Genomic DNA, 21515 nt, shown 5'->3' on the forward strand with positions numbered 1-21515 from the left:
GAGGGAATATCGCCGGCACACCCCTGGGGAGGCGTCGCACAGAAGGCCGGAAGGCGGCCCGCCGAAGCGGACCGCCTTCCGGTTGGGAACTGATGGACTCAGAAGTCCATGTCACCGCCGCCCGGGGCGCCGGCCGGAGCCGGGGACTTCTCGGGCTTGTCGGCCACGACGGCCTCGGTGGTGAGGAACAGCGCGGCGATCGACGCGGCGTTCTGGAGCGCCGAGCGGGTCACCTTGGCCGGGTCGATGATGCCCGCGGCCAGCAGGTCCACGTACTCACCGTTCGCGGCGTTGAGGCCGTGGCCCGCCTCGAGGTTGCGCACCTTCTCCACCACGACGCCGCCCTCGAGGCCGGCGTTCACGGCGATCTGACGCAGCGGGGCGTCGAGCGCGACCTTGACGATGTTGGCACCGGTGGCCTCGTCGCCCGACAGGTCCAGCTTGTCGAAGGCGGTCTTGCCGGCCTGCACCAGCGCGACACCACCACCGGGCACGATGCCCTCCTCGACGGCCGCCTTCGCGTTGCGAACGGCGTCCTCGATGCGGTGCTTGCGCTCCTTGAGCTCGACCTCGGTGGCCGCGCCGACCTTGATCACCGCAACACCGCCGGCCAGCTTGGCCAGGCGCTCCTGCAGCTTCTCACGGTCGTAGTCGGAGTCCGAGCGCTCGATCTCGGCACGGATCTGGTTGACCCGGCCCTGGATCTGCTCGGCGTTGCCGGCACCGTCGACGATGGTGGTCTCGTCCTTGGTGATGACGACCTTGCGGGCCTGGCCCAGCAGCGACAGGTCGGCGGCGTCGAGCTTGAGGCCGACCTCCTCGCTGATGACCGCGCCACCGGTGAGGATGGCGATGTCCTCGAGCATGGCCTTGCGACGGTCACCGAAGCCGGGGGCCTTGACGGCGACCGACTTGAAGGTGCCGCGGACCTTGTTGACGACCAGGGTGGCCAGGGCCTCGCCCTCGACGTCCTCGGCGATGATGACCAGCGGCTTGCCGGACTGCATGACCTTCTCGAGGACCGGCAGCAGGTCCTTGACCGCGGAGATCTTGCTGTTCGCGATGAGGATGTAGGGGTCGTCGAAGACGGCCTCCATGCGCTCGGCGTCGGTCATGAAGTACGCCGAGATGTAGCCCTTGTCGAAGCGCATACCCTCGGTGAGCTCCAGCTCGAGGCCGAAGGTGTTGCTCTCCTCGACGGTGATGACGCCTTCCTTGCCGACCTTGTCCATGGCCTCGGCGATGATCTCGCCGACCGTGGAGTCACCGGCGGAGATGGAGGCGGTGGAGGCGATCTGCTCCTTGGTCTCCACGTCCTTCGCGAGCTGCGAGAGGGCCTCGGAGACGCTGGCCACGGCGGCCTCGATGCCCCGCTTCAGGGCCATCGGGTTCGCGCCCGCGGCGACGTTGCGCAGACCCTCACGGACCAGAGCCTGGGCCAGGACGGTCGCCGTCGTCGTGCCGTCACCGGCGACGTCGTCGGTCTTCTTGGCGACCTCCTTGACCAGCTCGGCGCCGATCTTCTCGAAGGTGTCCTCGAGCTCGATCTCCTTGGCGATGGATACACCATCGTTGGTGATCGTGGGGGCGCCCCACTTCTTCTCGAGAACCACGTTGCGGCCCTTGGGGCCGAGGGTCACCTTGACCGCGTCGGCGAGCTGGTTCATACCGCGCTCGAGGCCCCGGCGAGCCTCCTCGTCGAATGCGATGATCTTGGCCATACGGCGTTGTCCTCCCGGACATCCGCGGCGCCGGGCCTCATCAGCCCCGCTCTCCGCACTTTGAGGAAGTCTGTGGACGCCACCACCTGGCGATGTGACGTCCTCAGGCCGAGCCGGATAGCCCGCGACGACCGGCTCCGTGCCCCGATGCCGATGGCAGCATCGTGCCCGGAACCCCACCGTCCCGACCTGCTGGCACTCAGCATGCGCGAGTGCCAATCACTTGTTTAGCACTCCCCGGTGGCGAGTGCAAGAAACCCCATCTTCCCGCGAAACCCCCGGGGTAGCCCAGGTTTCCGCTAAGGATCTTGAAAGCCCAGCTCAGCGGGCTCCCCGGACCATTCCGAGCGCTCCGGAGCCGACGTGACAAGCGCCGCAACCGCCCAGCCGACGGTGAAGACCGCCCACAGGACGGCGGACGCCGCCTGCCCCAGGACGTACGCCGTGGGCGCCGTGGACGCCGTCGCGACGAACGAGTCCGCGATCAACATCGTCACGGTGAACGAGACCGTGCTCAGCGCCGTCACGGCGAACGAGGCAACGATCAGCACCGTCAGCTCGCGGCCGGGCCGCACCGCCGGGAACCCGGGCGCCGGCAGCAGCCACCGGGCCAGCAGGCCCACGCCGATCAGCACGACCAGGTCGCCGGCGATCGCCACCACGACGAGCGGGTCGAAGCCGAGCTGGACGCCGACCGCGAACTCGAGGCCCGCGTCCAGCATGTTCTTCACGGTCGAGACGAGCGCGGCGACGATCCACAGCAGCAGCGCCCGGCCCACGGTCACCCGCCGCCGCGACAGCACCGCGATCACGATCAGGGCCAGCGTCTGCGGAATCTCCGCGGCGATCGGCACGACCAGCCAGCGGGTCAGGGCCTCGCCCGGATCGAACGACGGCATCGGGCCGAAGCCCAGGAACAGGGACAGCCACGCCCACATGTACGCCAGCGACGCGGCACTGGTGAGCAGCACGGCCAGGGCGATCCCCCACGGGCGGGCGCGCAGCAGCCGGATACCGGAAAGCCCCTCGGGCCCATCGTTCATCGTCGAATCATGGCGCAGGCCGCCACCCGGCTTCGCGACAACCCGGTTGCCGACCGGGTTGTCGCGGCGGTAGGGATTACCCATGGAGAACTGGGACGTACGCCGGGTCACCCCGGAGGACGCCGGGCGCATGCGGGCGCTCCGGCTGGAGATGCTGGCGGACAGCCCCCTCGCGTTCCTGGAGACCCTGGCGCAGGCGGCGGCCCGGCCGCACGAGAGCTACCGGCAGCGGATCCGGCAGTCGTCCGAGGGGTTCGAGACGGCCCAGTTCATCGCCGACCCGGGTGGGCCGCTGGTCGGGCACGCCGGCGGGATCGTGCTGCCGGACGAGCCACACTGCACGGTGATCTTCGCGGTGTACCTGACTCCGGCGTACCGGGGCGGCAAGATCCTCGGGCAGTTGATCGAGGCGGTCGCCGACTGGTCGGCCGCGGCCGGGCGGGACGAGCTGATGCTCGAGGTGGTGTGCGGCAACGGGCGGGCCGTCCGGGCGTACGAGAAGCTGGGTTTCGCCGACACCGGGGTGCGCCTGCGGCATCCGACCATTCCGGCCCTCACCGAGCTCCAGATGCGACGGCGGGCCTGATGGCCGGGCGGGGATGGCACGTGACGCGCACGGTCCTCACCGCCGTGAACGGGACGACCCTCATCGGTCTGCTGATCGCGCTGTCCACCGGGGCGCGGGTCCGGCGCGGCCGGCACGGCGTGCTGATCGCCGAGAACTACCGGCTCCGAATGCCGCCCGCGACCTGCTTCACGGTCGGCTCGGTGATCATCACGAAGCGCACCGCCGAGTGGCTGCTCGCCGAGGAGCGGGCCCGGCTGCTCGCCCACGAGAGCCGGCACGCCGGCCAGTACGCCGTCCTCGGCCCGCTGTTCTGGCCCGCCTACTGGCTGGCCTGCGGCTGGTCGATCGCGCTCACCACGTCCTACGGGGTACGCAACTGGTTCGAGCGGAACGCGGGGCTGGCCGACGGGCACTACCCGGAGGACCTGCCACTCCGGCCGTGGGCACTGCGCAGGCCCTGGGCGCTGCGGATGTTTGGTCGGGAGGACGGACGCACAACGCCTCCGGGCACGTAGCCGTTTGGGTCAGCGCTGGATCGTTGGGACCCTCGGAGATTGTCGCCAAGCTCAGGTGAGGGGCCTCGTACGGCGTCGCGTCCTCCCGCAGAGAGCATCCTGCCCATCCGGAGATCGGAGTGCAAGTCCTCGGAGGAGGTAATTCTCGACAACCGGCTGATCGCCGGTCACTGAGGGTTATCCCAGCAGGCCGGCTTCGCGAGCGCCACGCAGCGACGGCTTGATCGTGTGGGTCGGTCCAACCTGGCCGGCGACCGCGTCGAGGGTCTTCAGGCCCTCACCGGTGTTGTAGACGACCGTCTCCTTGGCGGGGTCCAGCTTCCCGCTCTCCACCAGCTTCTTCAGCACGGCCACCGTGGTGCCGCCGGCGGTCTCGGCGAAGACCCCGGTGGTCTCGGCGAGCAGCCGGATGCCGGCCCGGATCTCCTCGTCGTTGGCGTAGTCCATCCAGCCACCGGTGCGGCGGACCGCCTCGATCGCGTACGGCCCGGCGGCCGGGTCGCCGATGTTCAGCGACTTGGCGATGCCGGTCGGCTTCACCGGGGTGATCACGTCGGTGTCGGCGTGCAGCGCCACCGCGATCGGGTTGCAGCCCTCGGACTGGGCGCCGAAGACGGTCCAGCCGCCCTCCGGGGCCTCGGCCAGTCCGATCTCGACCAGCTCGGAGAACGCCTTGTCCACCTTGGTGAGCAGCTCACCGGACGCCATCGGGATGACCACCTGGGCCGGGATCCGCCAGCCCAGCTGCTCGGCCACCTCGTAGCCCAGCGTCTTGGAGCCCTCGGCGTAGAACGGCCGCACGTTCACGTTCACGAACGCGGTGTCCTCGAACTCGTCGGTCTCCACCAGCTCGCTGCACAGGCGGTTCACGTCGTCGTAGGAGCCCTGGATGGCGACCAGGTCACCGCCGTACACCGCGGTCGTGATGACCTTGCCCTGCTCCAGGTCGGCCGGGATGAACACGATGCTCGGCACACCGGCGCGGGCCGCGTGGGCGGCCACCGAGTTGGCCAGGTTGCCGGTCGACGCGCAGGAGAACCGCTGGAAGCCGAGCTGCTTGGCGGCGGTCAGCGCCACCGAGACGACGCGGTCCTTGAACGAATGGGTCGGGTTCTGCGAGTCGTCCTTCACCCACAGCGGGGCGCTCAGCCCGATCGCGGCGGCCAGCTGCGGGGCGGCGACCAGCGGGGTCATGCCCGGGTCCAGGGTCACCCGGGCGTCCGGGTCCTGGCCGGCCGGGAGCAGGGCCGCGTAGCGCCAGATGTTCTGCGGGCCCGCCTCGATCTGGGCCCGGGTCACCCGCGCGAGCGCCGCCTCGTCGTAGGCGACCTCGAGCGGGCCGAAACACTCGTAACAGGCGTGCTGCGCGGCCAGCGGGTACTCCGCGCCGCAGGCGCGACAGATCAGGCCACGAGCGGGCGAGGAGGAGGTGGCGGAGGGCGCGTCGACGACAGACGTCATTAGAGTTTCCTCTCATCTTTCCCCAACGGCGACCTGCCGAAACGGGGACGGAATTAGCACCTGCCACGTCGCTGCCTCGTCATCGAGAGTCATGCGCGGTGGTTGCCGGGGCTTCGTCGGGCCGTATCCCTCTGCCCCTCTGGATGAGGTATTCAGTTGTTTCCAACACCTTACGACGAGATCCCGCCAACACCACACGGAGTTCCCGAGGTGTGAGCCACCCCCCTCTCATGAGCGGGCGGCGGGGGACGGCCTGGAGGGACGCCTGGAGTGGCCGCCGCGGCCCACGGGACCCGGCACTTCCGTACAAGAAAGGGGGTTTTAGGAGGTTATGTCTTTTCGGGTGAAGCGGTAGAACGCGATCCCCCAGAACAGCGTGGCGTAGACGACCGCGGAGATGGCGCCCTTGGCCAGGTCCTCGGTCTGGACGGGGGTGGAGAGCAGGCCCATCCAGGCGTCCGTGTAGTGGGTGGGCAGGGCGTTGCGGACGCTGCCGAGGGCCTCGATCTGGTCCAGGATGCTGGACAGGATCCACAGGAGCACGGCGCCGCCGACCGCGCCCAGGGCGGCGTCGGTCAGGACCGACAGCAGGAAGGCCAGGCCGGCCACCACGAGCAGGGTGGTCGCCAGGTAGGCGAGGATGCCGAGCAGCCGGAGCACACCCTCGGCGGGCGGGATCTCGGCGGCGATCGTGCTGCCCAGCGGGGACCAGCCGTAGCGGAGCGTGCCGATCAGCAGCCCGGTGCCGGTGAGCAGCAGCAACGCGACGAGCGAGTAGGCGGCCGCGACGGTCAGCTTGACGCCGAGCAGCCGGGCCCGCGGGACCGGAACGGCCAGCAGATAGCGCAGGCTGCCCCAGCTCGCCTCGCTGGCCACCGTGTCGCCGAAGAACAGCGCCACCACCACGACCAGCAGGAAACCGGCCGAGACCGCCAGGCCGAAGAGGGCGAAGTTCAGGCCGCCGGAGGTGGCCAGGTCGGCCATGCTGCTGAACGCGCCGCCACCACCGCCGTCCTCGTCCGGTCCGCCCCCGCCGCCGAACTCGAAGGCGGCCAGGATGATCAGCGGCAGCAGCACCATGAAGCCGAGCGCCAGCTGGGTGCGCCGGCGGGACGCCTGGCGGCGCACCTCGGCCCAGATCGGCAGGGTGCGCGACGGCCGGTAGCCGGCCGCGGCCTCAAGCGAGCTCATCGGTCTCCACTTCCTCGCGAGTTGTCGCCGACCAGGGACAGGAACGCGTCCTCCAGGCGGCGGCGCGGCACCAGCCGCTCCACCCCGATGCCGGCGCCGACCAGCGACGCGACGATCTCCGAGCGGGCCGTCCCGTTCATGTCGACGATCAGGCCGTTCGCACCCTCCGCCTGGACCGAGAGCACGCCCAGGTCCTCCAGGATCCGGGTGGCGGCCGGTACGTCGGAAACCTCCAGCTGCACCGACGGCGACTCACCGACGATGTCACCGACCGGGCCGGACGCCACGATCCGGCCCTTGTTGACGACGACCGCGTGGGTGCAGGTCTGCTCCACCTCGGCGAGCAGGTGGCTGGAGACGAGCACGGCCCGGCCGTCGGTGGCGTACCGCTGGAGGACGCGGCGCATCTCGGCGATCTGCGGCGGGTCCAGCCCGTCCGTCGGCTCGTCGAGCACCAGCAGCTCGGGCAGGCCGAGCATGGCCTGCGCGATGGCGAGCCGCTGCCGCATGCCGTGGCTGTACTTACGGGTCTTCCGGTGCACCGAGTCGCCCAGCCCGGCGATCTCCAGCGCCTCCTCGAACCGGGCGTCCTCCCACGGGCGGCCGGTGGCCTGCCAGTACGCCTGAAGGTTCTGGTAGCCGCTCAGGTGCGGCAGGAAACCGGGGCCCTCGACCAGCGCGCCCACCCGGGACAGGATCGGCGCGCCCGGGACCAGCCGGTGCCCGAAGACGAAGATCTCGCCCTCGGTCGGCTGGGTGAGGCCCATCAGCACCCGCAGCGTGGTGGTCTTGCCGGCGCCGTTCGGGCCGAGCAGTCCGACGACCTGCCCGCGCTCCACGGTGAAGCCGATCTCCTGGACCGCCACGAAGCCGTCCCCGTACGCCTTGCGCAGCCCGCGCACCACGAGCGGGGTGCCGGCGTGCTCGGCGACCACCGCCACGTCCCGCCGCCGGTGCCGGATCCGGCTCACCACCAGCAGCAGGACCAGGCCGAGCAGGACGGCCGCGACCACGCCGGCCAGGACGATCCACCACAGGCTGCCGGGGTCGGCGATCGGGGTGCCGGTCAGCGTCGGCAGTGTCAGCTCCGGCTCCACCGCGACGGTGTAGGTGGCGGGCTGGGCGGGAGTGAGGAACGCCTGGTCGGAGGTGGCGACGGTGACGCGTACGGTGTGGCCCGCCTCGATCTGCCGCACGATCGCCGGCAGCGTCACGGTGACCGGCTGAGCCTGGGCGATGTCGGCCGGCAGCCCGGTGAGCCGGACCGGCGCGACCAGGCCGGCGCTGAGCGTGGCCGTGCCGTTGGCGTCCACGTCGTAGAGCTTCACGAAGACGACCGCCTCGCCGGTCGGCGACGCGAGCCGCAGCCGGACCGTGGGCGACCCGGCCACGTCGGCGGCCGCGGTGAGCGGCTCCGAGTCGAACATCGCGTGCTGGCCGGCCACGTCCAGCGCCACGTTGCCGCTGAGCAGCGAGCTGAGCCGGCTGGTGAGGCCGGGCATCGAGGAGATGGCGCCGGGGTTGCCGTTCGGCGGGTTGGCGATCGGCTGCGCCGATCCGGCGAGCGAGACCGAGGTGCTTCCGGTTCCGCCCAGTCCGGGGTACGCGTCCGCGGAGTAGCCGTTGGTGACCAGCCCGCGGTCCAGCGCGCTGAATCCGGCCACCCGGGACCAGGTGAAGTCGTCGCCGGGCGCCTCGCCCTCGCCCTTCAGGTAGTGGTCGAGCCACTGCACCGTCAGGTACTTGAGCCGGTCGGAGTCGGAGGTGGGCCCCTCGCCGCCGTCGTGGCCGCCGGTGAACCAGGCCACCCGCACCGGGGTGCCGGCCGCGGCGATGCCCTTCGCGTTGGCGTCCGCCTCGGAGAGCGGGAAGAGCGTGTCGACGGCGCCCTGGATCAGCAGCGTCGGCGCCTTGATCCTGTCGAGGACCGTGGCCGGGCTGGACTTCCGCAGCAGGGCCAGGGTGTTCTCGTCCGGGATGCCGCTGGTGGCCATCTGGAGGTAGGCGGCGCAGACGTCCTTCGCGAACCGGCCGCACGCGGGATCCTGCGGTTGCTGCCGCGATGGGCCGCCCCTTTCCAGGGAGGCCGTGCCGTTGCCGAAGAAGTAGCCGGCCCAGCTCTTCTTGAAGACGCCGGCCGCGCCGGTGTCCGCCGACTGCGGGACCAGGGCGGTGCCCAGGTCGTTCCAGGTGATCGACGGGACGATCGCGTCGACCCGCCCGTCCTGGCCGGCGAGCAGCAGGGCGAGGGCCCCGCCGTACGAGCCGCCGACCACCGCGACCTTCGGGTCCCCGGCGCCGTCGGTGGCCACCTCGGACCGGGTGGCCAGCCAGTCGAGCAGCCGCTGAGCGTCCTTGACCTCGTGGTCCGGGCTGTCCAGGTGGATCTCGCCGGTGCTGCGGCCGAACCCGCGGGCGGTGTAGGCCAGCACGGCGTAGCCCTGCTCGGCGAGCGCCTCGGCGTCGCTGCGGACGGTGTCCTTGGAGCCGCCGAACCCGTGCGCCAGCAGGACCGCGGGCACATCGGCGTCGCGGTCGGCCGGCAGGTAGAAGCGGGCGTCCAGTTCGACGCCGTCACCGGCCAGCCGGAGATCCTCGGTCGTCCAGGCGTCCGGCGCGGGGCGGACGGCCCAGACGGCCACGGCGGCGAGCACCACGAGGGCGGCCACCGCCGGGACGACCCGGCGCCGGTTGAGCCGGGGAAGCGCGCGGCGCAACCCGGTGGTCAGGGCAGACATGGCGCACACGCTAGTAGGAGACCCCTGAGGCGGGGCTGAGGGTTCTCTGGGAAAACTCTCAGCATCCCCGGGCGCCGGCGAAGACCTCCTCCACGGTGGTGGTCACACCGGCGGTCACTGCGGTCGCCGTACCGGCGGTGAACTCGACGAGCATGGCGTTGGCGCCGTCCACGACGAGCCAGCCGGTGACGCCGCCCGCGCCGGTGACCGCCCGGCCGGCCGGGTACGCGGCCTGCACGTCGGCGACGGTGGCCCCGATCGGGACCGTGTCGACGGTGGGGCCGGCGACCCGTACGCGGACCAGCTCGCCGCCCCAGAAGTCGACCTCCGGCGTACCGGGGAAGCCGCTCGCGCTGCCGCAGCCGTCCGGTGACAGCCCGGCGACCAGCCCCGCGTCGGTGACCTCCTGCTGGGTCATGCCGATCCGGAACGGGCCGTACCCGGCGGGGCTCATCTCCAGCCGGCCGGTGGGGGTGGGCGCCGGCGGGGGCGGGCCGAAGCTCTCCGGCGGCATGTCCAGGGTCGTCCCGGGGGAGGCCGCCGGGGACGCCGGGGGCGGCGCCGACGGCGTGGGCGGGTGGTCGGTGCACCCGGACAGCACGGCCAGCGCCACCGTCAGGACGACAAGCGGTCTACGCCTCATCAATGGACTACCCCTCGGCGGATAGCGTGGACGAACCAGATGGCCCCAGACAATCCATCGGAGGCACGCGCGGTGGCTGATGATCTCACGCTGACGGTGACCCTGCGCCCCGCTGCGCTGGATGCGCGGCGTGGAGTGGTGCGGTTGCATCCGGAGGTGATGGCAGGGCTGGACCTGCGCACCGGTGATCCGGTGCGCCTCACCGGCAAGCGGACCACCGCCTGCCTCGTCGCCAGGGCCGAGGCGGCTTCCGGCGGAGGCCTGCTGTACGCCGACGATCTGATCCTGGGCAACCTCCGGATGCGGGACGGCGGCGAGGTGACCGTCACCCCGATCCCGGTGGTGCACGCCGACCGGGTGACCCTGTCCGGGCCGCCGGAGGTGGTCGCCGCGGTCTCCCCGGAGATGCTGCGCCTGGCCCTGCTCGGCAAGGTGGTCAGCGCCGGCGACGACGTCTCGCTGCTGCCCCAGGACGTGGTGCCGGAGGCCGGGAACCGTCCGCATCTCGAAGCCGCCCGGCGCAGCCTGGCCAACCGGGTCGGTTACGGCTGGACCAGTGCCCTGCTGCGGGTGGTGGCGGTGGCCGGTGCGGACGCGTCCCTGGTCACCATGAAGACCGTGGTCACCTGGCAGGACGGCCCGGGCACAGCTTCGGCCGGTCCGGTCGCGCGGATCAGCGCCGCGACGCCCGCGCCGGCCGTCCCGGACGCGCCTCCGCCGAACCTGGACGACCTGCCCGGTCTCCGCGCCCAGGCCAAGGAGCTGGAGGAGCTGCTCGACCTGGGCTTCCACCACCGGGAGGTGCTGACCCGGCTGGGCACCCGGGTGACGCTCGGGGTCCTGATCTCCGGACCCGCCGGGTCGGGCAAGTCCACGCTGGTCCGGGCGGTCGGCGGCGCGGTGGGCGCGAAGGTGCGCACGGTGTGGGCGCCGGAGCTGGCCGCGCTCACCAACAGCGCGGCGGCGGCCCGGCTGCGTGAGCTGGCCGCCGAGGTGCGGACGGACGGCCCCGCCGTGCTGCTGTTCGTCGACGTGGAGGCGCTGGCCCCGCGCGAGGAGCCGGGACCGATCTCCACGATCTTCCGGCAGGTGCTGGCCGAGACCGTGGCGGCCGGGACGGCGGTGGTCTGCACCACCAGCAAGCCCGAGTCGGTCGATCCCGTCCTCCGCGCCCCGGACCTGCTGGCCGTCCAGTTGACCGTGCCGCTGCCGGACTCGGCCATGCGGCGGGAGCAGCTGGGCGTCCTCACCCGGGGGATGCCGCTGGCCGAGGACGTGCGGCTGGACGAGGTCGCCGGGCGTACCCCCGGTTTCGTGGCCGCCGACCTGGGCGCGCTGGCCCGGGAGGCCGGGGTCCGCGCCGCGCTGCGGCAGAAGGACGCCGAGTCGCCGACCGTGTCGATGGCCGACTTCGAGGCCGCGCTCGACGTGGTCCGGCCCACCTCGATGGCCGAGTCCACCCTGGAGGTGGCGGCCGTGACCCTCGACGACGTCGGGGACATGGTCGAGGTGAAGCAGGTGCTCACCGAGTCGGTGCTGTGGCCGCTGACCTACCCGGACACGTTCGCCCGGCTCGGTGTCTCGCCGCCGCGCGGGGTGCTGCTCTACGGGCCGCCCGGGTGCGGGAAGACGTACCTGGTCAAGGCGATCGCCGGGACCGGGAAGGCGAACGTGCTGTCGGTGAAGGGCGCCGAGCTGCTCAGCAAGTGGGTGGGCGACAGCGAACGGGCGGTGCGGGAGCTGTTCCGCCGGGCCCGGGAGGCGGCGCCGACCCTGGTCTTCCTGGACGAGGTGGACGCGCTGGCGCCGGCCCGCGGTCAGGGCAGCGACGGCGGGGTCACCGACCGGGTGGTGGCGGCCCTGCTGACCGAACTGGACGGTGTCGAGGACCTGCGCAACGTCGTGGTGATCGGGGCCACCAACCGGCCCGACCTGATCGACCCGGCGCTGCTGCGGCCCGGCCGGCTGGAGCGCCTGGTCTACGTCCCACCGCCGGACGCCGAGGCGCGAGCCGCGATCCTGCGGGCCTCGTCCAAGGCGGTGCCGCTGGACGACTCGGTCGACCTCGACGAGCTGGGCGCGGAGCTGGAGGGTTTCTCGGCGGCCGACTGTTCGGCGCTGATCCGGGAGTCGGCGCTGGCCGCGATGCGCGACTCCCTGGAGGCGTCCACGGTCACCGCCGGTAACGTGGCCACGGCCCGCGCCCGGGTGCGGGCCTCACTGGACCCGGATCAGGTGGCCTGGCTCGCCAACTACGCCGAGAGCCACCAGCCCTAGCGGCGGCGGCCGCGGGCCCGGGTCGAGCGGAGGCGGCGCAGCCGTCCGACCAGGACCGGGTCCTGCTCGAGAGCGGCCGGGTTGTCGAGCAGGCCGTTGAGAATCTGGTAGTAGCGGGTCGAGGAGAGGCCGAAGGTGTCCCGGATGGCCTGCTCCTTGGCGCCCGCGTGCTTCCACCACCGGCCCTCGAAGGCGAGGATCTCCAGCTCCCGGTCAGTGAGAGCGGGCTGCTCCCCGGTCGGTTCGGCGGCGGGCTGCATGGCGCTCCCAGACGACATCGGTGACCACGGATTTCACGAGGGATCCTCAGCATAGGTCGCACCGGAGATCCCCGCAGACGCTACCTCAAGCGACCACACGGCTACGCAACGTCCGATCCACTGACACCCATAGGCGGCTCAGGCGGTGATGACGTCGACGCCCGCCTCCCGGAAGGCGGCCAGCACCGACGGCGGGGCGCCGGAGTCGGTGACCAGGGTCTCGACCTTGGCGATCGGGCAGATCCGGGCGAAGGCGTGACCACCCAGCTTGGACGAGTCGGCGATCACGACGACCCGCTTGGCCCGGGCCACCATGAGGCTGTTCATCGACGCCTCCCCCTCGTGGTGGGAGGCGGCGCCGAGCTCGACGTCCAGGGCGTCGACGCCGAGCAGCACGATGTCCAGGGTGACCTCCCTCAGGAGGGCGCCACCCAGGGGGCCGACCACCTCGAAGGACTGCGGGCGGACCACACCGCCGGCCACGACGATCTTCATGCGCGAGCGGAGCAGCAGCTCGTTGGCGATGTTCAGGGCATTGGTGACCACGGTGAGCTGGGAGCCCTCACCGCCGGCGTTGAGGTCGGGCCGGACCGCCAGCGCCCGGGCCACCTCGGTGATCGTGGTGCCGCCGTTGAGGCCGACCACCGTTCCGGGAGTGACGAGACGGGCCGCGGCCTCGCCGATACGCTGTTTCTCGGCGGAGTGCTTGGCGCTCTTGTAGCGCAGCGGCAGGTCGTAGGAGACGCCGTTGGCGACCGCGCCACCCCGGGTCCGGGTGATCATCTGCTGCTGGGCGAGCTGGTCGAAGTCACGCCGGATGGTGGCCTGGGAGACGTCGAGACGCTCAGAGGCCTCTTCGACGGTTACCCGGCCGCTCTCCGTGAGTAATTCGAGCAGGGCATTCCACCGCGCGTACCGGTCCACCCACCACTCTCCGATGCACGTTCCATGATAAGTGTGTGCACATTAGTGCGCGAAAGCCCTGGAAGCAAAGCCATTCGTTGCGCGAAGGACCTTTGACGCTTGCCCCGACGACGGCCTCGTGAGCACAATAACGCGCGAAAGTCCCGGGAACCGAGCGCTAATGCGCAGCATCAACCGGTGAGGAACAGACATGAGCCATGTCAAAGCGGAAATCGCCACACAACCGGAGTGCTGGCGGCAGGCGGCGAAACTAGCCGCGGCGCCGGGGCTGCCCCGCCGGGACGAGCGGGTCGCCGTCGTCGGGTGCGGGACCTCGTGGTTCATGGCCAAGTCGTACGCGGTGCTCCGGGAACAGGCCGGCCACGGTGAGACCGACGCGTTCCAGGCGTCCGATTTCCCGTACGGCCGCCACTACGACCGCCTCGTGGCGATCACCCGCTCCGGCACCACGACCGAGACCCTCGACGTGATGCGCACCGTCGGTGAGCGCGCCCCGGTGACCGTCTTCACCGCCGACGCCGCGCAGCCGGCCGCGGAGATCGCGAACGAGACCGTGGTCCTCGACTTCGCCGACGAGAAGTCGGTGGTGCAGACCCGCTTCGCCACCAGTGTGCTGGCCGTCCTGCGGGCGCACCTGGGCCACGACATCGAGACGGCCGCCTCGGACGCCGAGGTGGCGATCCGCCTCCCGCTCCCGGTGCACCCGGCCCTCTTCGACCAGATCACCTTCCTGGGCCGGGGCTGGACCGTCGGGCTGGCCGAGGAGGCCGCCCTCAAATGCCGGGAGACCGCCGGCTTCTGGACCGAGTCGTACCCGGCCATGGACTACCGGCACGGGCCCATCGCGATCGCCGGGCCGCGCCGGGTGGTGTGGGCGTTCGGTGACGTGCCGGAGGGCCTCGCCGGTGAGGTCGAGGCCACCGGCGCCGCCTTCGTGCACAGCCGCCACCACGGCGGGTACGGCTCGATCGGCCGCTGGGTCGGCGGCCGGGCCCCGCTGGACCCGATGGCCGACCTGATCCTGGCCCAGCGGGTGGCCCTGGCGCTGGCCACCACCCAGGGCCTCGACCCGGACAACCCTCCTCACCTCACCCGTTCCGTAGTCCTCGCGTGAACGTGAGCGACAGCGCCGTCGTCGCTCTGGACGTCGGCGGCACCGGGATGAAATGCGCCCTGGTCCGGCCGGACGGCACGGTTCACCACGAGGAGCGGCACCCGACCCGGGCCGAGCGCGGCCCGGAGGCGGTCACCGAGACGATCCTGGGCGTGGCCGAATCGCTGGCCGGGAAGGCCCGCGCCGACGGGCTCACCCCGGTCGCGACCGGCATCGCGGTGCCCGGCGTGGTCGACGAGCACAACGGCGTCGCGGTCTGGTCGGCGAATGTGGGCTTCCGCGACGTACCGCTGAGGGATCTGGCCGTGCAACGGCTGGGGATGCCCGCCGCGCTCGGCCACGACGTGCGGGTGGGCGCTCTCGCCGAGGCGCGCCTCGGCGCCGGGCGCGGGCGGCGGCACGTGCTGTTCGTGGCGATCGGCACCGGCATCGCCGCCGGCCTGGTGGTCGACGGCGCCGGCTACCCGGGGGCGCACGGCGCGGCCGGCGAGCTGGGGCACGTCGTGGTCCGGCCGGGCGGCACACCCTGCGGCTGCGGGCTGCGCGGCTGCCTGGAGGCGGAGGCGTCGGCCAAGGCCGTCGGGCGACGGTACGCGGAACTGTCCGGCGAACCCACCGCCACCGCCTTCGACGTCGCCACCCGCGCGGCCCGTGGCGAGGAGCTGGCCCGCCGGGTCTGGCAGGACGCCGTGGAGGCTCTGGCGGACGGCCTGATCACCGCTCAGGCGCTCTACGACGTCGGTGTCGTGGTCCTCGGCGGCGGGCTGGCCGAGGCCGGTGACGAGCTGCTCGGCCCGGTCCGTGCCGCGGTCGCCCAGCGGGTCACCTTCCACCGCTCCCCCGAGATCGTCCGCGCCGAGCTCGGCGACGCCGCCGGCTGCCTGGGTTCGGCGCTGCTGGCCCTCGACTCACTGAAAGAGACACCGTGACCCGCATCTCCGGCCGGATCGTCACCCCCGGCGCGGTCGTTCCCGGCCATCTCGACCTGGACGGCGAGGCGATCGCGGCGATCGTCCCGGACGACGCGGTGGGCGACGACGTGATCGTGCCCGGCTTCGTGGACCTGCACTGTCACGGCGGCGGTGGGCACACGTTCACCACCGGTGACGCGGGGGCGGCCCGCAAGGCGGCCGCCTTCCACCTGGGCCACGGCACCACCACGGTCCTGGCCAGCCTGGTCAGCTCGCCGTTCGAGCTGATGCGGTCGGCCACCGTCGACTACCGGCCGCTGGTCGCCGAGGGGGTGCTCGCCGGGATCCACTTCGAGGGGCCGTACCTGTCGCACGCCCGCTGCGGGGCGCAGAACCCGGCGTTCCTGCGGGATCCGTCGCTGTCCGAGATCGCCGAGCTGGTCGAGGTGGGTGACGGCGCGGTCCGCATGATGACCGTCGCCCCGGAACTGCCCGGCGCGTGCGAGGCGATCGGCCTGCTGCGGTCGTCCGGCGTCCTCGCGGCGATCGGGCACACCGACGCCACGTACGACCAGACGCACGCCGGAGTGGCCGCCGGAGCGACCGTCGCCACCCACCTGTTCAACGGGATGCGGCCGCCGCACCACCGCGAGCCGGGCCCGGTGGTCGGCCTGCTCTCCTCGACCACGGCGTGCGAGCTGATCGCCGACAACATTCACCTGCACCCGGGGATGCTGGCGTTCGCGGCCCGCAGCGCCGGACCCGAACGGGCCGTGCTGGTCACCGACGCGATGGACGCCACCGGCATGCCGGACGGCCGGTACGAGCTGGGCGGCCAGGAGGTCCTGGTCGCCGACCGGGTGGCCCGGCTGGCCCACAACGGCTCGATCGCCGGTAGCACCCTGACCATGGACGTGGCGCTGCGCAACGCGGTGGCCGCCGGCCTGCCGCTGGTGGACGCCGCCGCGATGGCCGCCACCACCCCGGCCCGGCTGCTCGGCCTGTCCGGGACGCTGGGCGCCCTGGTCCCGGGCCTACGCGCCGACCTGGTGGTCCTCTCCGCCGACCTGACCCTGCGCCGGGTGATGCGCTCCGGCGCCTGGATCTGACCGGAGTCCCCACGGGATCCGGCCCAGCACGCGGACCAGGACGAAGCCCAGGAAGAGCGCCGCGATCGAGTCGGTGAGCCAGTGGAACCCGGTGTAGACCGTGGTCACGAAGACGATCACGACCGGCGCCACCCGCAGCAGCAGCCACTCCCGCCGGGACAGGTCCCGCCGCAGCAGCATGGCCAGAAGCAGGCCGATCACCGCGAACCAGACAAGCGTGTTGACGACGTGCCCGGACGGGTAGCTCATCGAGAGCGTCCCGGACGCGTCCGGATTGAACATGACCGTCCGGTTCTCCAACGGGAACTTCGGCGCGGCCCGGTCGAAGTAGACCTTCATCGGGCCGATGGTGCAGTAGGTCAGCGCGAAGGTGACCATGAAGGGCAACAGGGCACGGACCGATCGGGTACGCCAGAACAGCACCCCGGTCAGGATCAGCGTGACCGGCATCAGCACCTGACCGCCCTGGCCCAGGTAGTTGAACACCCGTGCGGTCCAGTACACCGGCGCGGGCTGGTGGGCGAACGCCCAGTCGGCCACCCACTGGTCCAGGTCCAGCAGGTGACCGCGGACCAGCGCCAGGGTCAGCGCGGCGAACGCCACCAGCGCCGCCGCGTCGGGCCACCAGGTCTTACCGATCTTCTCGCTCACCTCTACAAACTAGAGGTACGTGCGCAACCTCCCGGCCAGCACATCGCCCCGCACGCCGGAGTTCGGGCAGCCGCCGAAGTGGTGCAGCGCCACCACCCGGTTGGTGGCGCGGGAGATGACCGGGCTGCCGGACGAGCCGCCCGCCGTGTCGCAGAAGTACGAGACGTCCGAATGTGCCGCGTACCCGGTGTAGTCCGGATTGTCGACCTCGCAGTTGCCGGCCGCCTCGCCCTTGTTGCCGGCGATCTTGGCCGGCTCACCGGACGGATGCTGTGGCACGTACAGCTCCTGGCCCTTGGCGGGCCGGACGGTGTCCAGGGTGAGGTAGCCGAACTTCTCGATCGACTCGAAGCCGTCGACCGTGAAGAGCGTGTAGTCGTACGTCTTGTCGGTGGCGAGCACCTGATCGCCCCACACCTTGGTCGGCTTGAACACGTCGTAGCCGCCGCACTTGGCGCACTGGTAGTTGAACCAGACCTCGGTGTCGTACGCCTCGCCGGACGTGGTGAGGCAGTGGTTGTTGGTGATCATGCGGTTCTTGGGGCCGACCCGCCAGCCGGTGCACAGCTCGGTGCCGTTGATCAGCAGCCGGGCGGTGGCCTTCGACTTGGTGTAGGCCACCGGGTCCTTGGACTCGTAGCAGACCGCGTCGCTGGAGGTGTCGGCGCCGCAGACCGACTCCTCCCGGCCCGGCCGCGCGGGCGCCGGGCGGGAATTGCCGCGGGCCACCCGGTCGATGCCGATCCCGAGGTCACCGGTGATGTCACGGAGCCCGAGCGGGTTGATCTCCCGGTGCACCTCGACGACCGCGGTGTCCCCGGTGATCGACATGGCCCAGCGGCCGTCCGGGTCGCTCTCGTCGTACCGGTAGGACTCGGTGCGCTCCGGGTTCGACACGGTCACGTAGTCGCCGGGCAGCATGGTCAGGCGGTCGAAGTGCACCTTGACGTAGGAGGCGCCGGGATAGGCGAACTCCTCCCGCTTCGGGCCGCCCAGGTTGCCGAGCAGGCGGTCCACCCGGAGCAGCTCGCCGATCCGCTGACGGCCGGCGGACCGGGTGGTGCCCGATTCCACGCGGCGGGCCCTGGCCGGAGCCGAAGCCGAGGACGAAATGTCCGGTTTAGCGCCAGGGGTCGCGGTTGTCGGTGTAACGTGTGGGACAGCCCGCCTCCCCACCTCTGCCGGGGTGCGTTCGACCGTGGACGGCCGGGCCGCGGTGAGCCCCACCTCCGTGGGCCGCTCGCCGGCGCCCGCCGACACGACCGACCCGGCCGTGCCGATCAGGGCCAGCGCGGTGCACGTCCCGATGACGATTCCAGTCCTACGTCGCATGCCACTCCCGTACGTCGTCGGCGGTTTCGCACCTGTGTAACGAGCCACGTGCAAGCACGACGCGCCGCGCGACCCGGCACACTTGTGATCGTGCGCATCACCTCCGCCCTCATCGACCCCGCGTTGCTGGATCTGCCGTGGCACATTCCGCTCGAGGACTGGCCGGCCGATCATCTGGTCGCGCTGCCACAGGGCATCTCGCGGCACATCGTCCGGTTCGTGAAGCTGAACGGCGTGGTCTACGCCATGAAGGAGACCCGCGAGCGGATCGCCGAGAAGGAGTACGACCTGCTCCGCGCCCTGGAGCGGATCGACTTCCCGGCCGTGCAGGCGGTCGCCATCGCCACCGACCGGCAGACCAAGGAGGGCGAGCCGCTGGAGACCGTACTGGTCACCCGGCACCTCCAGTTCTCCCTGCCGTACCGTGCGCTGTTCTCCCGGGTGCTGCGGCCGGACACCATGAACCGTCTGCTCGACGCGCTGGCCGCCCTCGTGGTGCGGATGCACCTGACCGGCTTCTCCTGGGGTGACTGCTCGCTGTCGAACACGCTGTTCCGGCGGGACGCGGGCGCCTTCGCCGCCTATCTGGTGGACGCCGAGACCGGCAATCTGTACCCGAAACTGTCCGAGGGGCAGCGCAGCGAGGACATCGAGATCCTCCGGCTCAACATCTTCGGGGAGTGCCTCGACCTGGAGGCCGCCGAGCTGCTGCACGAGTCGATCGACCCGGAGAAGGTGGTCGACGACATCGTGGCGCGCTACGAGCGGTTGTGGCACGAGGTGACGTACGAGCAGGAGGTGTCGAAGGACTCCCGGCACCACATCGAGCGGCGCATCCGGCGGCTCAACGAGATGGGCTTCGACGTCGCCGAGGTGTCCATGTCCACGTCCGACGACGGCGGCTACCTGGTCCGCCCCAAGGTCGTCGACGCCGGCTACCACACCCGGCGGCTGATGCGCCTGACCGGCCTGGACGCCGAGGAGAACCAGGCCCGTCAGCTGCTCAACGACCTGGACGCGTACCGGGCGGAGAGCCACCTCACCGACGAGCAGCAGGCCGCGCACCGCTGGCTCACCGAGGTGTTCGAGCCGGTGGTCCGCGCGGTCCCCGCCCACCTGCGCCGCAAGCTGGAGCCGCAGGAGATCTTCTCGCAGATCATCCAGCACAAGTGGCTGCTCTCCGAGAAGGCCGGGCGGGACGTCGGCATGGGCCCGGCGGTGCAGGGCTACCTGACCGACGTGCTGGTCAACAAGCCGGACGAGCAGGCCGTGCTGGGTGTCGAGGCGGAGTCACTGAGCGGCACCCTGTAGCGGCGGGCTGGCCAGCTCGACGAGCGCGCGCAGCCCGCCCCGGCGGGCCACCACCAGGATCTCGTCGCCCTCGGCCAGCACCCGGCGCCGGTCCGGCACCCAGTCGACCCAGCTCTGGCCGGCCGCCGACATGCCGATCACCCGCGCCTCACCGGGGTGGTCGGCGTGGTCCAGCGGCGCGCCGTCCAGAAGGGACCCGGCCGACACGGTCACCGTCGCGACCATCACGGCGTGCCGGTCGACCGGGATGGTGGCGTGCACGTCGCGTTCCAGCAGCGCGGCCGCGAAGACCGGGGCGCACAGCCGGGAGACGCTGCGGGACGTGTTGATCTGGAAGGCCGACTCGACCCGCTGCGCGAAGTCGTCGTCGAAGAGCCGCAGCACCACCCGCAGGTCCGGCCGGGCCGACCGGGACTGCAACGCGGCCTGGAGGTTCACCACGTCGTCGGTGGAGAGCACGACCAGCGCCCGGCACGTGTCGATCGAGGCGGCCCGCAGCGTGGCCTCGGCGGACGCGTCACCCACGATCACCGGCACCCCGCGCCGCTGCGCGCTCTTCGCGCCCCGGGCGTCGGCGGTGCGGTCGATCGCCACCACCCGGACCCCCAGGTCGATGAGCTGGCGCAGCACCTGCGTGCCGACGTTGCCGAGCCCGACCAGGACGATGTGGTCCCGCAGCTGCCCGGCCACCCGGCCCTGGGCCAGCGCGAGCCGGGCGTTGACCATGCCGTCGACCACGGCCGCGGTGATCAGCGGGATCAGCGCGAGCCCGGCGATGGTCAGCACGAGCTGCGCGGCCTGCGCCACCGGATTGCGCTCCACCTCCACATCGGATGATCCGACCGCGGTCAGCAGGGTCACGTAGACCGACTCCCACAGCCCGTGCCCGCCCTTGTCGAACCTGGCCAGAACCAGACCGGCCACCACCGTGGTGGCCAGCGTGATCAGGACCGCGATGCCGAGCTTGCGGCTGAGCGCGGCGCGCAGGACCCGGCCGACGGCACGCAGCGGGCGTCGGCGCCGGCCGGCCCGGGTGAGCAGGCGGCGGGTCACGTCCTCCCCGGCCGGGCGCCCGAGCGCCTCGGCCAGCACCAGGTCTCCCGGCCGCGCCGAACCGGGCGGCGGGTCCTCCGGCAGGACGCTCACCTCACCCCGGTCGCCGGCGGTGGTCAGGGTGAGGATCACCTGTCGCTCCGCGACGTCCTCCCGGTGAGCGACATAGAGGGTACGGCCGGAGTGCCGGAAATGTGTCGGAGCCACCTCGCCCAGTGCCGACGCCACGAAGGCCGGCGCGGCCATCTCGGCGTCGGACAGCACCGCGCAGTCCGGGAAGAGCCGGAGCACGCTGTGCCCCAGCTCCCGGTTGAACATCCGCACCACGACCCGCAGCTCCTCCTCGACCTCGCGGGCGCACAGCGCGGCGTGCAGGTTGATCATGTCGTCCGGCATGACCAGGGCGAGCCCGGTGGCGCCGGTGAGCCCGGCCTCGCGGAAGGTCCGCTCGTCCAGCCGGTCGGCCTTGCGCCACTCCACCCCGCGGTCGGCGAGCGTGGCGAGGTCGGGGACGTCGGCCCGGATCCGGTGCGGAGTGACCACCGTGATCCGGATCCGGTGCCGGGAGTTGGCGAGTTCCTCGGCCAGGGTGAAGACCAGCGCGTCCGCGCCGCACAGCACCAGGTGGGGGCGCGTGTCCTCATCGGACTCCGGACGCTTGTGGATCTTTGTCGGCGGTACGGCACTCACGTT

18 protein-coding genes and 1 riboswitch are annotated in these 21515 nt (G+C 71.8%); of the genes, 7 read left to right on the top strand and 11 right to left on the bottom strand.

What is annotated here, in order from left to right; genetic code table 11:
* Positions 1-98 precede the first annotated feature (98 nt).
* The gene (groL, locus tag BJ964_RS07925) at positions 99-1721 is read right to left on the bottom strand and encodes a chaperonin GroEL (RefSeq protein WP_188120071.1); all 1623 of its coding nucleotides are present in this window, start codon (positions 1719-1721) and stop codon (positions 99-101) included.
* 299 nt (positions 1722-2020) lie between these two features.
* Positions 2021-2764, bottom strand: a complete 744-nt coding sequence (locus tag BJ964_RS07930) for a hypothetical protein (RefSeq protein WP_188120072.1) — start codon at positions 2762-2764, stop codon at positions 2021-2023.
* Between the two features lie 82 nt (positions 2765-2846).
* Here BJ964_RS07930 and BJ964_RS07935 point away from each other — a divergent pair, with 82 nt between their 5' ends.
* Both BJ964_RS07935 and BJ964_RS07940 read left to right on the top strand, forming a co-directional pair.
* Entirely contained in the window at positions 2847-3350 is a 504-nt protein-coding gene (locus BJ964_RS07935; protein ID WP_188120073.1) for a GNAT family N-acetyltransferase, read from the top strand.
* A gap of 20 nt (positions 3351-3370) precedes the next feature.
* The gene (locus BJ964_RS07940; protein WP_229807081.1) at positions 3371-3847 is read left to right on the top strand and encodes a hypothetical protein; all 477 of its coding nucleotides are present in this window, start codon (positions 3371-3373) and stop codon (positions 3845-3847) included.
* Positions 3848-4024: 177 nt separating this feature from the next.
* On the opposite strand, the gene thrC is transcribed toward BJ964_RS07940, so the two are convergent.
* The 4 genes from thrC to BJ964_RS07960 all read right to left on the bottom strand — a co-directional run bounded on the left by thrC (position 4025) and on the right by BJ964_RS07960 (position 9880).
* Complete coding sequence (thrC, locus tag BJ964_RS07945) at positions 4025-5308, bottom strand: threonine synthase (RefSeq protein WP_188120075.1); 1284 nt, start codon at positions 5306-5308, stop codon at positions 4025-4027.
* A gap of 9 nt (positions 5309-5317) precedes the next feature.
* Positions 5318-5458, bottom strand: a riboswitch (SAM riboswitch).
* Positions 5459-5629: 171 nt separating this feature from the next.
* Positions 5630-6499 carry an ABC transporter permease gene (locus BJ964_RS07950; RefSeq protein WP_188120076.1) on the bottom strand — a complete coding sequence of 290 codons (870 nt, stop codon included), beginning with the start codon at positions 6497-6499 and terminating at the stop codon, positions 5630-5632.
* The gene (locus BJ964_RS07955) at positions 6496-9237 is read right to left on the bottom strand and encodes an alpha/beta fold hydrolase (protein WP_188120077.1); all 2742 of its coding nucleotides are present in this window, start codon (positions 9235-9237) and stop codon (positions 6496-6498) included. The genes BJ964_RS07950 and BJ964_RS07955 overlap by 4 nt, the downstream gene beginning before the upstream one ends.
* Positions 9238-9295: 58 nt before the next feature.
* The gene (locus BJ964_RS07960) at positions 9296-9880 is read right to left on the bottom strand and encodes a hypothetical protein (RefSeq protein ID WP_188120078.1); all 585 of its coding nucleotides are present in this window, start codon (positions 9878-9880) and stop codon (positions 9296-9298) included.
* A gap of 39 nt (positions 9881-9919) precedes the next feature.
* Here BJ964_RS07960 and BJ964_RS07965 point away from each other — a divergent pair, with 39 nt between their 5' ends.
* Positions 9920-12157 (top strand): AAA family ATPase, encoded by a 2238-nt coding sequence (locus BJ964_RS07965; RefSeq protein WP_188120079.1) that lies wholly within the window; start codon positions 9920-9922, stop codon positions 12155-12157.
* Here the strand turns inward: BJ964_RS07965 and BJ964_RS07970 are convergent.
* Positions 12154-12435: a DUF3263 domain-containing protein gene (locus BJ964_RS07970; protein WP_188120080.1), complete on the bottom strand. Its 282-nt coding sequence runs from the start codon at positions 12433-12435 to the stop codon at positions 12154-12156. The genes BJ964_RS07965 and BJ964_RS07970 overlap by 4 nt on opposite strands.
* 120 nt (positions 12436-12555) lie before the next feature.
* On the bottom strand, positions 12556-13341 hold the full coding sequence (locus BJ964_RS07975; RefSeq protein WP_188120081.1) for a DeoR/GlpR family DNA-binding transcription regulator: 786 nt from the start codon (positions 13339-13341) through the stop codon (positions 12556-12558).
* Positions 13342-13531: 190 nt separating this feature from the next.
* Here BJ964_RS07975 and BJ964_RS07980 point away from each other — a divergent pair, with 190 nt between their 5' ends.
* Genes BJ964_RS07980 through nagA form a run of 3 tightly spaced genes read left to right on the top strand, consistent with a single transcriptional unit; the run spans position 13532 to position 16475 of the window.
* Complete coding sequence (locus BJ964_RS07980; RefSeq protein ID WP_188120082.1) at positions 13532-14455, top strand: SIS domain-containing protein; 924 nt, start codon at positions 13532-13534, stop codon at positions 14453-14455.
* Positions 14452-15384 carry an ROK family protein gene (locus BJ964_RS07985; RefSeq protein ID WP_407650795.1) on the top strand — a complete coding sequence of 311 codons (933 nt, stop codon included), beginning with the start codon at positions 14452-14454 and terminating at the stop codon, positions 15382-15384. Before BJ964_RS07980 ends, BJ964_RS07985 begins: the two co-directional genes overlap by 4 nt.
* Positions 15381-16475 carry an N-acetylglucosamine-6-phosphate deacetylase gene (gene nagA, locus BJ964_RS07990; RefSeq protein WP_188120083.1) on the top strand — a complete coding sequence of 365 codons (1095 nt, stop codon included), beginning with the start codon at positions 15381-15383 and terminating at the stop codon, positions 16473-16475. The genes BJ964_RS07985 and nagA overlap by 4 nt, the downstream gene beginning before the upstream one ends.
* On the opposite strand, the gene BJ964_RS07995 is transcribed toward nagA, so the two are convergent.
* Both BJ964_RS07995 and BJ964_RS08000 read right to left on the bottom strand, forming a co-directional pair.
* Positions 16401-17126 (bottom strand): phosphatase PAP2 family protein, encoded by a 726-nt coding sequence (locus tag BJ964_RS07995; protein ID WP_188120084.1) that lies wholly within the window; start codon positions 17124-17126, stop codon positions 16401-16403. The genes nagA and BJ964_RS07995 overlap by 75 nt on opposite strands.
* Positions 17127-17135: 9 nt before the next feature.
* A complete protein-coding gene (locus BJ964_RS08000) occupies positions 17136-18200 on the bottom strand; it encodes a trypsin-like serine peptidase (protein WP_229807079.1) in 1065 nt (354 codons plus the stop codon).
* A gap of 348 nt (positions 18201-18548) precedes the next feature.
* On the opposite strand from BJ964_RS08000, the gene BJ964_RS08005 reads away from it, so the two are divergent.
* Positions 18549-19769, top strand: coding sequence for a DUF4032 domain-containing protein (locus BJ964_RS08005; RefSeq protein ID WP_188120086.1), 1221 nt, complete (start codon positions 18549-18551; stop codon positions 19767-19769).
* Here the strand turns inward: BJ964_RS08005 and BJ964_RS08010 are convergent.
* Positions 19749-21512: an NAD-binding protein gene (locus BJ964_RS08010; RefSeq protein WP_229807078.1), complete on the bottom strand. Its 1764-nt coding sequence runs from the start codon at positions 21510-21512 to the stop codon at positions 19749-19751. The genes BJ964_RS08005 and BJ964_RS08010 overlap by 21 nt on opposite strands.
* Positions 21513-21515: the final 3 nt, after the last annotated feature.

This window comes from Actinoplanes lobatus (assembly GCF_014205215.1).
In the GTDB taxonomy this organism is placed as follows: domain Bacteria; phylum Actinomycetota; class Actinomycetes; order Mycobacteriales; family Micromonosporaceae; genus Actinoplanes; species Actinoplanes lobatus.

Bases quoted from the DNA above. Each gene is read 5' to 3' on its own strand.
- groL (WP_188120071.1), bottom strand. From the start codon at position 1,721: ATGGCCAAGATCATCGCATTCGACGAGGAGGCTCGCCGGGGCCTCGAG.
- BJ964_RS07930 (WP_188120072.1), bottom strand. From the start codon at position 2,764: ATGAACGATGGGCCCGAGGGGCTTTCCGGTATCCGGCTGCTGCGCGCC.
- BJ964_RS07935 (WP_188120073.1), top strand. From the start codon at position 2,847: ATGGAGAACTGGGACGTACGCCGGGTCACCCCGGAGGACGCCGGGCGC.
- thrC (WP_188120075.1), bottom strand. From the start codon at position 5,308: ATGACGTCTGTCGTCGACGCGCCCTCCGCCACCTCCTCCTCGCCCGCT.
- BJ964_RS07950 (WP_188120076.1), bottom strand. From the start codon at position 6,499: ATGAGCTCGCTTGAGGCCGCGGCCGGCTACCGGCCGTCGCGCACCCTG.
- BJ964_RS07955 (WP_188120077.1), bottom strand. From the start codon at position 9,237: ATGTCTGCCCTGACCACCGGGTTGCGCCGCGCGCTTCCCCGGCTCAAC.
- BJ964_RS07960 (WP_188120078.1), bottom strand. From the start codon at position 9,880: ATGAGGCGTAGACCGCTTGTCGTCCTGACGGTGGCGCTGGCCGTGCTG.
- BJ964_RS07965 (WP_188120079.1), top strand. From the start codon at position 9,920: ATGGCCCCAGACAATCCATCGGAGGCACGCGCGGTGGCTGATGATCTC.
- BJ964_RS07970 (WP_188120080.1), bottom strand. From the start codon at position 12,435: ATGTCGTCTGGGAGCGCCATGCAGCCCGCCGCCGAACCGACCGGGGAG.
- BJ964_RS07980 (WP_188120082.1), top strand. From the start codon at position 13,532: ATGAGCCATGTCAAAGCGGAAATCGCCACACAACCGGAGTGCTGGCGG.